The 10,778-nt window shown below is 65.3% G+C and carries 13 protein-coding genes; 3 read left to right on the top strand and 10 right to left on the bottom strand.

Features of this window, described 5'->3' with window-relative positions; translation table 11 throughout:
- Both SE91_RS24060 and SE91_RS24055 read left to right on the top strand, forming a co-directional pair.
- Positions 1–602: LysR family substrate-binding domain-containing protein (locus SE91_RS24060; RefSeq protein ID WP_063921315.1), on the top strand; the 602-nt coding region annotated here is incomplete at its 5' end.
- Between the two features lie 35 nt (positions 603–637).
- A complete protein-coding gene (locus tag SE91_RS24055; RefSeq protein WP_061849375.1) occupies positions 638–1,465 on the top strand; it encodes an aspartate dehydrogenase in 828 nt (275 codons plus the stop codon).
- A gap of 3 nt (positions 1,466–1,468) precedes the next feature.
- Here SE91_RS24055 and SE91_RS24050 read toward each other — a convergent pair whose 3' ends face one another.
- From SE91_RS24050 to SE91_RS24010, 9 genes are all read right to left on the bottom strand, one after another.
- Positions 1,469–2,773 (bottom strand): PQQ-dependent sugar dehydrogenase, encoded by a 1,305-nt coding sequence (locus SE91_RS24050; protein WP_061849374.1) that lies wholly within the window; start codon positions 2,771–2,773, stop codon positions 1,469–1,471.
- A gap of 141 nt (positions 2,774–2,914) precedes the next feature.
- The gene (locus SE91_RS24045) at positions 2,915–3,124 is read right to left on the bottom strand and encodes a hypothetical protein (protein WP_008556562.1); all 210 of its coding nucleotides are present in this window, start codon (positions 3,122–3,124) and stop codon (positions 2,915–2,917) included.
- Between the two features lie 244 nt (positions 3,125–3,368).
- Entirely contained in the window at positions 3,369–3,995 is a 627-nt protein-coding gene (locus SE91_RS24040) for a methyltransferase family protein (protein ID WP_061849373.1), read from the bottom strand.
- Positions 3,996–4,022: 27 nt separating this feature from the next.
- The gene (locus SE91_RS24035; RefSeq protein ID WP_061849372.1) at positions 4,023–5,054 is read right to left on the bottom strand and encodes an NAD-dependent epimerase/dehydratase family protein; all 1,032 of its coding nucleotides are present in this window, start codon (positions 5,052–5,054) and stop codon (positions 4,023–4,025) included.
- A gap of 30 nt (positions 5,055–5,084) precedes the next feature.
- Complete coding sequence (locus SE91_RS24030) at positions 5,085–5,603, bottom strand: Mpo1 family 2-hydroxy fatty acid dioxygenase (protein WP_061849371.1); 519 nt, start codon at positions 5,601–5,603, stop codon at positions 5,085–5,087.
- 173 nt (positions 5,604–5,776) lie between these two features.
- Positions 5,777–6,445 (bottom strand): OmpA family protein, encoded by a 669-nt coding sequence (locus SE91_RS24025; RefSeq protein WP_061849370.1) that lies wholly within the window; start codon positions 6,443–6,445, stop codon positions 5,777–5,779.
- Entirely contained in the window at positions 6,445–6,861 is a 417-nt protein-coding gene (locus SE91_RS24020; protein ID WP_061849369.1) for a hypothetical protein, read from the bottom strand. The genes SE91_RS24025 and SE91_RS24020 overlap by 1 nt, the downstream gene beginning before the upstream one ends.
- 88 nt (positions 6,862–6,949) lie before the next feature.
- Positions 6,950–7,240, bottom strand: coding sequence for a type II toxin-antitoxin system HicB family antitoxin (locus SE91_RS24015; protein WP_061849368.1), 291 nt, complete (start codon positions 7,238–7,240; stop codon positions 6,950–6,952).
- A gap of 8 nt (positions 7,241–7,248) precedes the next feature.
- Positions 7,249–9,819, bottom strand: coding sequence for an ATP-dependent helicase (locus tag SE91_RS24010; RefSeq protein ID WP_061849367.1), 2,571 nt, complete (start codon positions 9,817–9,819; stop codon positions 7,249–7,251).
- A gap of 237 nt (positions 9,820–10,056) precedes the next feature.
- Here SE91_RS24010 and SE91_RS24005 point away from each other — a divergent pair, with 237 nt between their 5' ends.
- Positions 10,057–10,230 carry a DUF1328 domain-containing protein gene (locus tag SE91_RS24005; RefSeq protein ID WP_008556598.1) on the top strand — a complete coding sequence of 58 codons (174 nt, stop codon included), beginning with the start codon at positions 10,057–10,059 and terminating at the stop codon, positions 10,228–10,230.
- 3 nt (positions 10,231–10,233) lie between these two features.
- Here SE91_RS24005 and SE91_RS24000 read toward each other — a convergent pair whose 3' ends face one another.
- Positions 10,234–10,740, bottom strand: a complete 507-nt coding sequence (locus tag SE91_RS24000) for a thioesterase family protein (RefSeq protein WP_061849366.1) — start codon at positions 10,738–10,740, stop codon at positions 10,234–10,236.
- Positions 10,741–10,778: the final 38 nt, after the last annotated feature.

The raw sequence follows: 10,778 nt of genomic DNA, 5'->3' as shown, positions 1-10,778 counted from the left end.
TGCTGCCGCCGCTCTTGCGCGACTTCCGCGCTGGGCATCCTGACATCGCGGTGCAGCTCCTCGAAGACAAGACCGTCCGGCTGCTGCCGAAAATCCTGAGCGGCGCACTCGATCTCGCCTTCGTCCGTCCGCCTGACCGCGCCGACAAGCGGCTCGAATTCCGCGATCTGCTCCAGGAGACTGCCGTCGTAGCGCTCCCGCAGCGGCATGCGTTGGCTAAGCGAAGATCGATCACGCTGGCCGATATCGCCGGCGAAGCGATGCTGGTGCCCGACCGGCGCTCGCGGCCGCACAGCCACGACCTCACGGTCAAGTTGTTCGAGCGGTCCGGCTTGACGCCGCGCATCGTCCAGGTCGCCGACGAGAAGCAGACCATCATCAATTTGGTCGCAACCAAGCTCGGGGTCGCGATCGTGCCGCGCTGGACCGCGCGAATGGCGGTGTCGGGCGTTCGCTTCGTGCCGCTCAGGTCGAAAGAGAGCGGTCCCGCGGGCCGCCTGCCGCTTGCGGCCGCTTGGCTGCGCGGCTCGCGCGATCCGGCCCGGGACGCCATGTTGGCGGTGCTCGCAGCGCGCCTCCGCAGCTATGCGCGCGAGGCCTGAGGGGCTATGACATTGACTTGGACAGAGGGTGGCCGATGACGACGGATCAGAAAGCTTCGAACCAATTGCGGGTCGCCATTGCGGGCTTGGGCTCGATCGGCACCAAGATCGCGGCCGCGCTCGATCAGAGCATTGAGGGGCTGATCCTCTCGGCCGTCGCCGTGCGCGACCCCGCCAAGCATCAAACCTTCCTGAGCGGCCTTCGCCGTCCGCCGCAGGTGCTGCCGATCGACCAACTCGGCGAGGCCGCGGACATCGTGGTCGAATGCGCGCCGAGCAGCCAGTTGCGTGCGATCGTCGAGCCGGCGGTGCGGCGCGGCAAGTCCGCGGTCGTCGTCAGCGTCGGCGGTCTGCTCGACAATTTCGACCTCGTCGATCTCGCCCGCGCCAATGGCGGCCGCATCATCGTGCCGACCGGCGCGCTGATCGGACTCGATGCCGTCAATGCCGCCGCAATCGGCACCATTCATTCCGTGAAGATGGTGACGCGCAAGCCGATCGACGGCTTGAAGGGCGCGCCGTTCATCGTCGAGAACAACATCGACATCGACAATCTGCGTGAGCCGCTCAAATTGTTCGAGGGGAGCGCACGCGAGGCGGCAAAGGGCTTTCCGGCGAACGTCAATGTCGCCGTTGCGCTGTCGCTGGCGGGCATCGGCCCCGATCGTACCCTGATCCAGGTTTGGGCCGACCCGACCGTGACGCGCAACGTTCACCGCATCGAGGTCGAGGCGGATTCCGCTCGCTTCTCGATGGGGATGGAAAACATCCCGTCCGAGAATCCCAAGACCGGTCTGATCACTGCGCTCTCGGTCATAGCGCTGCTGCGCAAGCAGCGCGCCACGCTGTGTGTGGGGACGTGAAGCTTACGCGCCCGTGACGCGCCAGATCACGTTGCCGACGTCGTCGGCCATCAGCAGCGATGTCTTGTCGGGGCCGACCACGACGCCGACCGGGCGGCCGTAGGATTCCTTCTCGTCCGGCGACAGGAAGCCCGACAGGATGTCGCGACCGGGGCCGGACGGCTTGCCATTCTCGAACGGAATGAACACCAGCTTGTAACCGGACAGCGTGCTCCGATTCCACGAGCCGTGCTGGCCGATCACCATGCCATCTCCGAAGCCGGGCAGGGTGCCCGCAGGCATCCAGCACAGGCCGAGCGAGGCGGTGTGGCCGCCGAGCGCGTAGTCCGGTTGCAGCGCCTTGGCGACCATCGCCGGATCCTGCGGCACGCGGTCGTCCACCGTCTTGCCCCAGTAGCAATAGGGCCAGCCATAGAAGCCGCCGTCGCGCACGGAGGTGAGATAATCCGGCGGCGTCTCGTCGCCGAGACCGTCGCGCTCGTTGACGACGGTCCAGAGCACGTTCGTATTCGGCTCCCATGCGAGACCCACGGGATTGCGCAGGCCGGCGCCGAAAATGCGATGCGTGCCGGCGACGAGGTCGAGCTCGTAGACCGCGGCGCGACCTTGCTCGACCTCCATGCCCATCTCGGCGATGTTGCTGAGCGAGCCGACGCCAGCATAGAGCTTCTTGCCGTCGGGGCTGGCGAGCAGGCTGCGCGTCCAGTGCCCGCCCGGCTTGAACGTCGTGAGCCGCTTGCCCGGCGCGGTGATGCGATCGGCGCCGGCGACATAGGGAAACGCCATGACGCCATCGGTGTTGCCGACATAGAAGGTGTCGCCGACCAGCGCCATTCCGAACGGCTGGCTGAGGTTCTCCATGAAGGTGCCGCGAACCTCGGCAATGCCGTCGCCGTCCCTGTCGCGCAGCAGCGTGATCCGGTTAGCGGAGACCCCGAGCGCCGCGGCGCGCCGCATCGTCGCCTGCATCGCGTAGTGAAATACGGTGCGCGGAGGGCTTGCGATCTGCGTCGCTTCCGCGATCAGTACGTCGCCATTGGGCAGCACCTCGATCCAGCGCGGATGGTCGAGGCCGGTTGCGAACGCATTGACCTTGAGCCCGGGCGCCACCGTCGGCTTGTGGCCCTCACGCCAGCCGCGCGCGGTCGGCATCTTCAAGGTCGGGATCGCGCCTTGCGGCTTGGCTTCGGGGATCGCTGGCGCTTGCCCCCAGGCCGGTACCGGCACGGTGCCCGACAGCTTGCGCCATTGCAGCGCGATGCCGCCGAGGAGCGCAACGAACTGCGCGAAGATGCTGGAAAAATTCATGACAAGCCCCTGTGTGCGCGCGCATCCAACTGGCAGACGGGGCGGACGTCAACCGGTGCGGTGCGACACGAGGGTCTATTCCCGTGGAATGGCAGCCGACTGATTTTGCATGGGACGGACGCGGACGGGCTCTGCCGGGGATCAACGGCCGATCTGCCGCTCGAGCCGCCGTGCCGCACGGAAATCATCGAGGTGATGGATGTTCGGTCTCAGCGCGGCCTCCTTCGACAGGAGGTGGTAGACCCGCGCCACCGTGCGTTGCTTCTGCTTCGGCCGTCCGGGCGGCAACGCCCGCGCCTTGCGGACGGCGGCAATCGCGTGCTCGCGGAAATAATCGTAGGCGTCCGACATGGCTCGTTGCTCTGCGGCGAATAGCAGGTGTCGAGGGGCTAACGGGTGTGGGGAGAGGTGGTTCCTTGGTGCGCTGGATCTGTGCTCTTGCCCCGGACGCAGCGCAGCGCGTCTTCGCGGTGCGCTGCAGAGCCGGGGTCCATCTCGCCGAGAGCATGATCCGCGTGGTCTGCGTACCGGCTCTGCGCGGCAGCGTTGCACGCTGCAGCGCGTTCGGGACACGAGCGCAAGCCGCCCTGCTATTTCACCGCGGCGACAGGAACGGGATGATCATCGGCACGCGGCGGCAATAGGCGCCGTAGGCGTCCTCGCCGAGTTCCTTCGACAAGAACACTTCTTCCATCCGGCCCTTCTGCCACATGCCGAGCGAGATCAGGATCGCGCCGAGGATCGTGGTGACGAGGCCGATCGCGATGCCGGTGACGAGCATGCCGAAGATCAAACCGGTATAGATCGGGTGCCGCACGATGCCGTAGGGGCCGGTGTCGATCACGCGATGATCTTCCTTGTGGGTGATGGTGTTGGACCAGAATTTTCCGAGATGCAGCCGGCCCCACCATGCGAAGGCGATGCCGGCGGCCGAGAGGACCGCGGCGATGGTGATGCCGGTGTTGCCGAGCACCCAGAGCGGCTTCCAGCCGAGGAGCTGTGCAACCCATGGCGTGTACAGGATGCCGCCGACCAGGATCGGCAGGCGATAGCGCTGCGACTCCAGCGTCATGACCTGCTTCTTGGTCCGCCCCTGCCAGAACGATGCGCCGACCCAGCTTGCGAGGAAGGCGACCCAGATCAGGGCCAGTATTTCGGTCGGCCAGGTCGTGGTCCAGCCACCCCAGGCCACGGAGAGAAGCTTGCTGAAATCGAAGGACATGAAGGTTCTTTGCGTTGGGCGGCGGCTTCAGCTCGCGCGCGAGGAAAGCGCGTGATGCTTGATGGCGCCGGAGGCCTGCTGACCGTTACGTGCGAGCAGATGGGTGATGGTTTCGCGCAGCACCGGCTCGATCGGACGCGGCGAATAGCCGAGCTCGGTGCGCGCCTTGCCGATCGAGAGGTCGCTCGCGGCCAGCGCGATGCGTACGCCCTCGGCCGTGCCATTGGGCGGCCGGCGCGTGATGTGGTCGGAGATGGCTTCGAGCATGATCGCGGAGAACTCGGCGACCTTGCCGGGCACGACGACAGGATACTGCCGGCGGCCGCTCATCGCCGACATCATGCGCAGGATGTTGCCGAGCGGAACGCAGTCGCCGCCGAGAATGTAGCGCTGGCCGAGGCGGCCGCGCTCCATGGTCAGCACGAGGCCCATGGCGACGTCGCGGACATCGACGAGGTTGACCAGGAAGTTGAGATGCGGCTGCACCTTTTTCTGGAGGAAGTACCAGAGCATCGCGGTCGGCGGCGTCAGATTGTGGTCGGCCGCCCCGATCGGCATGGTTGGCGTGCCGATCACGAGCGGAAAGCCGTCGGCCGCAGCCTTGGCCGCACAATGCTCGGCAAGCGATTTCGAGCGCGTATAGGCGCCGGGCATCGCCTCGGCCGGCTGGAGCGCCTCCTCTGCGGGAACACCGTTCAGCTCGGAGTAGGGGAACAGGATGGATTCGGTCGAGCAGTGCAGGAAGCGCGACACGCCGCGCTTCATCGCGGCCGCGAGCACGATCTCGGTACCGCGGCAATTGACCTCGTGAAAGTCCTGCTTGCTGGGGACCCACATGCCGGGCAGGCCGGCGAGGTGATAAACTTGGTCGACGCCGGCGAGCGCGGCATCGACCGCGTCGCGGTCCAAGACCGAGGCGTGGGCATATTCGACGTCCGCATTTGCCGCGGCCGGCGGACGAACATCGAGAACCCGCACCCGCTGCCCACGGGCGCGGAGCGCTTCTACGAGATGATGTCCGATGAAGCCGCTGCCACCGGTAACCAGTACGAGAGCCATGAAGTCGGTTTGCTGTTTCGCTTCTGGAGTTTATCGGGTCGAAAGGGAATTGGTCGGAAGAGGCCCCAGAATCGCGGCAAGGTCGCGACGGAAGCCCAGTGCAATGAATAATTTTGCCATCACGAACATCGGTCCAAGCAAAAGATGCGAGGGAAAAGTGAAGAGCGAGGCCTCGCGTCCCTCGAAAACCTTGTGGCCGATGGCCTGCGCGGCGAGGCCGAGGGCCACCAGCACGGCGAAAATCGCCCACATCGCCATCGTGCCGACTTGCGACGCGATGGTGCTCGCAATCGAAAACAGCACGATGGATACCGCCAAAATGCCGAGCCCGAGACCGGCGTCGAGCAGCAGCCAATAGACCAGAACCGGCAGCGCCAGGATCACCGCCAAGCTGACGTCGAATCCGAACAGTGGCAGCTTGACCAGCGTCAGCGGCATGACAGCGCCCGTGAACAGCAGGAGGATGCCGACCACATGCATCGCGGTGTTCCGGGGATCGCGATGGTACTCGACGTAGACGGCAAGTTGGCGCTGAAAAAAGCCACCCATTTCGGTCTCATGCAACACGGGGTCGGGGGAAGGGCGAACAGAGGCTATAGCACCTGATAGAGCGGTGCACAAACCGGCGCAATTGTCGCGCGAAACCACGCTGTTGCGCTGTGAGACAGGTCACAAAACGGTCAGGACTTCAAGGGGTTCCGCTCCAGCCGCGACGTGCGCGCTCAGCGCTTCTTGGTAGGCTTTTTCGCCGCAGGCGCAGGGGTCGTCGCCGGATGCGCAGGCTCCTCCGGCAGCTTGGCGTAAGTGAGGATTTGCAACTGGCCGTTGACGGCTGACGTCGGCTTGGCCCGATCGAGAAACTGTTCCTCACCGAGGCCGATCGGATGCAGCCGCTTGGTCGAGATCTTGAACGTGTTCACCAGCACGTCGCGGATCGCATCGGCCCGGCGCTGGCTCATGATCGCATTGGCCTCGCGTGTCTTCGAATTGGACTCGACATGGCCGACGATCAGGAAGGTGTAGGGCAGCAGCGAGGAATGCACCAGCGCATCGGCGATGCGGCCTACGGTTTGGTAGGACGATGGCTGGATGATCGGCGTGTCGGCGTCGAACTGGATCTGCGCGTTGAAGGCGGGCAGTTTGGCGAGGTCGGGTGCGATCAGCGCCCGGTTCACCGGACCGGGATCGTTCTTGATCCTGGTCTTGGCGCGCTCCATCACCTGCTGCTTCAGTGCGTGAAGATCGACCTCGGCGGCTTGCTCGAATTGGTTCAGCTTGGCGACGATGTCGTCGCGGGTCGGTGCCGCCGTCTGCGCGCGTGCGGCGCCCGCGAGCAGGGCGAAGCCCAGCGCCATGCCAAGTCCCGCGATGGCGAGCCCCTTCGCGCGCATCAGCGATACCCCGCGTCGTCGACGGCCTTGAGGCAGTTGTTGCTGATGCCCTTGGGCGTCGAGACCAGGCAGGGGACCGACTTGCTGGTCTCCTTGGTCGAGCCGCCGCAGACCTTGACGATCTCGCGCTGGCAGGCGTTCGCCACCGTGACGCGCGCGGCGACACGCTTCTGGATGGCATCGAAGACACCGAGATAGTCGCTCGCGCATTGCGGAGAGAGCACGTCGCGGTTGCGCGACAGGCACTCTTTCAGCCGGTTCGAATCCGGGTTGACGCCGCGGCAATTGGCAACGATTTCCGCCCCGCAGCTGGTCGCCAGCTTTCCGATCGAATCGCCAAAGCTCATCGTCTGCGCCGCTGCAAGCGACGGCATCCCCAGTGTAAGCGCGATCAGTATGACGGAGCCCCGAAACATGGCTTTATCTGATACGGGGAAGTTCGTGGTGGTCAAGGCCTGTTCGGACCAGAACTGTCGAGAGTTCGGCGAGTGCGGCGCACAGTCCTCACTCGGTAGCGTCGGTGCGGGGCGGCCATTCGATCAGGACGGCGGTATGTTTCCCCAGATCGTCGGCAAACTCCGGATCGGCCTTGAGTTCGTCCAGCGTCCGCGGCGAGGGAAGCTGGCGGCCGTCCGCGATCAACTCCTGCGCATAGAATGCGAGCGCCTCGGGCGCGTTCTCCAAGGCCTCATCGACGTCGTCGCCGCCGGAAATGCAGCCGGGTAGGTCGGGAAACCAGAGGCCTACCGCATGGTCGGGGCCGGCGTCCTCGATGATGGCGATGTAGTGAGCCATGACGGGCCTCACGCCCTTTGCACGAAGCTGTCTACGACCTTCTTCTCGCCGGCCTTGTCGAAGGCGATGGTGAGCTTGTTGCCGTCGATCTTGGTGACGCGGCCGTAGCCGAATTTCTGGTGGAAGACGCGATCGTCCAGTGCGAATTCCGAGGTCGTGCCGGTGGATTTGGCGACCAGCTCGCCTTCGATGGTCAGGGGCCCGCGGCGGCGCGAGGAGAAACTGCCGAAATCGGGTGAGGCCGACGATGAGAACGAGGCGGTCTCTTCCTCGAAACCGCCGCGACCGCCGCCTTGGCCGCCGCGGTTGCGGTTTGCCTGCGCCCGCTGCCAGCCCGGCGTCGAATAGCTGGAGCCGAACGCCTCCATGTCGTCGAAGCGCGAGGCGCCGTAACCGCCGCTGCCGCCCCAGCCCGAGCCGCCCTTGGATTCCGTGATCTCGACATTGGCCGCCGGCAATTCGTCGAGGAAGCGCGACGGGATCGTGGTCGACCAGGTGCCGTGGATCCGCCGATTCGTCGCGAAATAGATCTTGGCGCGGCGGCGGGCGCGGGTCAGGCCGACATGGCCGAGCCGGCGCTCTTCTTCGAGCCCGGCGCGGCCCTGTTCGTCCAGCGTGCGCTGGCTCGGGAACAGGCCTTCCTCCCAGCCGGGCAGGAACACGTTGTCGAATTCCAGGCCCTTGGCCGAATGTAGCGTCATCAGCGACACCGCATCGTCCTCGGCTCCGCCCTCGCGGTCCATCACCAGTGAGATGTGCTCGAGGAACCCTTGCAGATTCTCGAACTCCTCCATCGAGCGCACGAGTTCTTTCAGATTCTCCAGCCGGCCCGCAGCGTCGGCCGAACGGTCCTTCTGCCACATCTCTGTATAGCCGCTCTCGTCGAGCACGATCTGGGCAAGGTCCGTATGCGCGGTGACCTCGCGCTGGGCGCGCCAGCGGTCGAACTGGGTGATGAGATCGCGCAAGGAACCGCGCGCCTTCGGCTTCAGCTCGTCGGTCTCGACCACGGCGCGCGCCGCCTCGAACAGGGGGATGCGGCGCTTGCGGGCGTGATCATGCAGCATCTGCACGGTGGCGTCGCCGAGCCCGCGCTTCGGCGTATTGACGATGCGCTCGAAGGCGAGGTCGTCGGCCGGCGAATTGATGACGCGCAGATAAGCCAGCGCGTCGCGGATCTCGGCGCGCTCGTAGAAGCGCGGGCCGCCGATGACGCGGTAGGGCAGGCCGAGCGTGACGAAACGGTCTTCGAACTCGCGCATCTGGTAGGAGGCGCGAACGAGGATGGCGATCTCGTTGAGCTTCTCGCCCTGGCGCTGCAGCTGTTCGATCTCCTCGCCGATGCCGCGGGCTTCCTCTTCGGAATCCCACGAGCCCGTCACCGTGACCTTCTCGCCGTCATGGTCCTCGGTGCGCAGCGTCTTGCCGAGCCGGCCTTCGTTGTGCGCGATCAGATGCGAGGCGGCGGCGAGGATGTGACCGGTCGAGCGGTAATTGCGCTCGAGGCGGATGACTTTCGCGCCAGGGAAATCGTGCTCGAAGCGCAGGATGTTGTCGACCTCCGCACCGCGCCAGCCATAGATCGACTGGTCGTCGTCGCCGACGCAGCAGATGTTTTTGACGTGGACTTTTTCAACGCCCGGAATGGGCAATGCATTGTCTTGGTCGTCACCGGGCCGACGCGAAGCGTCGAGACCCGGTGATCCATCTTCTGAAGAAGCGCTGGATTGCCGGGTCAAGCCGGGCAATGACGAGCCGGAAGACGGCGCCTGCGAAAGCAGCCGCAGCCACAGATACTGCGCGACGTTGGTGTCCTGATATTCGTCGACCAGGATATATTTGAAGCGCTGCTGGTACTGCCGCAGGATATCCGGGTGCTCGCGGAAGATGCGGATGTTCTCCAGCAGCAGATCGCCGAAATCGGCGGCATTCAGGATCTTCAGCCGCTCCTGGTAGCTCGCATAGAGCTTGCCGCCCTTGCCGTTGGCGAAGATCGCGGCTTCGCCGGAGGGCACCTGCGAGGGCATCAGGCCGCGATTCTTCCAGCCGTCGATCAGGCCGGCCAGCATGCGCGCCGGCCAGCGCTTGTCGTCGATGTTCTCGGCCTGGAGCAGCTGCTTCAAGAGCCGCACCTGGTCGTCGACGTCGAGCACGGTGAAGTTCGACTTGAGCTGCGCCAGCTCGGCATGGACTCGGAGGATGCGGCCGCCGATGGAGTGGAAGGTGCCGAGCCAGGGCATGCCCTCCACCGCATGGCCGAGCATCTGGCCGAGCCGGTGCTTCATCTCGCGCGCGGCCTTGTTGGTGAAGGTCACCGACAGGATTTCGGCCGGGCGGGCGCGGCCCTGGCTCAGGATGTGGGCGATGCGCGTGGTCAGGACGCGGGTCTTGCCGGTACCGGCGCCGGCCAGCACCAGGACCGGGCCGTCCAGCGTCTCGACCGCATCGCGCTGCTCAGGATTGAGCCCGGTGAGGTATTTCGGGCCCACGGAGGCGCGCGCACGCGCGGCGATGCCGCCGGCTGCGGGCTGGTGGTCGGGGACGGCTGTGATCTTGCTCGGCTCGGTCATGCGAATCATTGGCCCCACGATGGCACCGCGGGGTGGTGGAAGGGAGCCTTCTTAACAGGGATTGGTGCCTATATGGGGCGGCCGGGCGAGGTTTTCCACGTGCGCGGCGGGCCGATTTGTTCCGCTCAGCGCGACGAATTTCGCGCCTGGATGGGCCGGAACAATCGTTCCCGCCTTGAGATTGTCTGAGCAGGTGGCGCGGCCAGCCGCGCCGACGTTGGACAACATCAAGACGAGGGTTTGACCATGCTAGGCTGGGTTGTGACGTTTCTCGTTATCGCACTGATCGCCGGTATCCTTGGCTTTGGCGGCATCGCCGGCGCTTCGATCGAAATCGCCAAGATCATCTTCTTCATCGCGGTCGTTCTGTTCCTGGTCTCGGCCGTGGTCGGCCTGGCCCGCGGCCGCAACAGAATATAGCGACTACCGCTTTGAGGGCATCGCCACGTTCCGGCCGATGCCCTCCGGTCGCGCCACAGAGCTGTGGGCCTTCGTGACCGCAGCGATACGCTCGCGGATGTCGGGCGGAAACGGCGCAACGCGCCGCGCCGTCATGTCCATGTGCAGCGACATGTTCTCCGACGTCGCCGACAACCAGCCTTCGCTGGCGTGACGCATCTCCTCGAACGTGTGCAGGCGCTTGTCGTCGGCCTCCAGCAGCCAGACGAGGATCTGCACGGGATCGCCGAGGTGAATTTCCCGCAAGTACCGCACATGGCATTCGGCGGTGAAGGTCGAGCCGCCGCGCTCCTTCATGTAGGTCGGCCCGATCCCGAGCTCGAGCCAGAGCTGGTCGATCGCGCGGTCGAACATCACGTTGTAATAGGCCATGTTGAGATGACCGTTATAGTCGATCCATTGCGGCTCGATCTGCATGATCGAGGCGCGAAACGGCTCTGCTTGGGGCGCTGAGGCGGCGGTCTCCGGCATGTTTCTTCCTGTTATGGGTCCGATCGCTTGACTTGACC

This window comes from Bradyrhizobium sp. DOA1 (assembly GCF_001593325.1).
GTDB lineage: Bacteria > Pseudomonadota > Alphaproteobacteria > Rhizobiales > Xanthobacteraceae > Bradyrhizobium.
Note: the sequence above shows the minus strand (reverse complement) of the source record. Positions and strands in the feature narration are given on the sequence as shown.

Coding starts and splice junctions, on each gene's coding strand:
- SE91_RS24035 (WP_061849372.1), bottom strand. CDS start 5,054: ATGGCTCTCGTACTGGTTACCGGTGGCAGCGGCTTCATCGGACATCAT.
- SE91_RS24000 (WP_061849366.1), bottom strand. CDS start 10,740: ATGCCGGAGACCGCCGCCTCAGCGCCCCAAGCAGAGCCGTTTCGCGCC.
- SE91_RS24025 (WP_061849370.1), bottom strand. CDS start 6,445: ATGCGCGCGAAGGGGCTCGCCATCGCGGGACTTGGCATGGCGCTGGGC.
- SE91_RS24005 (WP_008556598.1), top strand. CDS start 10,057: ATGCTAGGCTGGGTTGTGACGTTTCTCGTTATCGCACTGATCGCCGGT.
- SE91_RS24040 (WP_061849373.1), bottom strand. CDS start 3,995: ATGTCCTTCGATTTCAGCAAGCTTCTCTCCGTGGCCTGGGGTGGCTGG.
- SE91_RS24045 (WP_008556562.1), bottom strand. CDS start 3,124: ATGTCGGACGCCTACGATTATTTCCGCGAGCACGCGATTGCCGCCGTC.
- SE91_RS24020 (WP_061849369.1), bottom strand. CDS start 6,861: ATGTTTCGGGGCTCCGTCATACTGATCGCGCTTACACTGGGGATGCCG.
- SE91_RS24015 (WP_061849368.1), bottom strand. CDS start 7,240: ATGGCTCACTACATCGCCATCATCGAGGACGCCGGCCCCGACCATGCG.
- SE91_RS24055 (WP_061849375.1), top strand. CDS start 638: ATGACGACGGATCAGAAAGCTTCGAACCAATTGCGGGTCGCCATTGCG.
- SE91_RS24050 (WP_061849374.1), bottom strand. CDS start 2,773: ATGAATTTTTCCAGCATCTTCGCGCAGTTCGTTGCGCTCCTCGGCGGC.
- SE91_RS24030 (WP_061849371.1), bottom strand. CDS start 5,603: ATGGGTGGCTTTTTTCAGCGCCAACTTGCCGTCTACGTCGAGTACCAT.
- SE91_RS24010 (WP_061849367.1), bottom strand. CDS start 9,819: ATGATTCGCATGACCGAGCCGAGCAAGATCACAGCCGTCCCCGACCAC.